The organism is Paralimibaculum aggregatum, assembly GCF_030270585.1.
Taxonomy (GTDB): Bacteria; Pseudomonadota; Alphaproteobacteria; order Rhodobacterales; family Rhodobacteraceae; genus Thermohalobaculum; species Thermohalobaculum aggregatum.
In genome coordinates, this window is sequence record NZ_BSYI01000150.1 from 1 (window position 1) to 432 (window position 432).

At 70.6% G+C, this 432-nt stretch carries 1 protein-coding gene; it reads right to left on the bottom strand.

Annotated features, from left to right (window positions below; translation table 11 throughout):
- A partial coding sequence (locus tag QSJ97_RS24720) for a hypothetical protein (RefSeq protein ID WP_285675164.1) occupies window positions 1-432 on the bottom strand: 432 nt, incomplete at both ends.

Here is a 432-nt window from a genome sequence, read left to right on the forward strand (position 1 = left end):
GCGATGAGGTCGAGGATTTCGCCGGAGAAGTCGATTTCGGTGATGTTTCCGGCGCCGTCGGTGGTGAGGGTGAGGGCGAGGTCGAAGAACTCGTCCGGAGTGCCGGCTCCGTCCGGGATCTCGGGCGCCTCGAGATACTCGACGCCGATGCGGGCGAAGTAGTCGGTGGCGCCGGGGACCTCGTCGGCGGTGGTGCCGGGGGCCACCGTGAGCCCGCCGCCGGCGAGCAGGATGCCCGGGTCGCTGTCGTCGATCAGGGTGCCGAGCTCGAGCCCGCCATCGGTGCCGATGATCTCGAAGGAGACCAGGTCCAGCGTGTCCGGCAGGTCGACCACGCCGGAGAGCCCGAAGGGCGCCCCCTCCTCGACCGCCACCTCGCCGGTGATCTCGCTCAGGATCTCGCCGAGCACCAGCCGCGCCTCGCCGGCGATG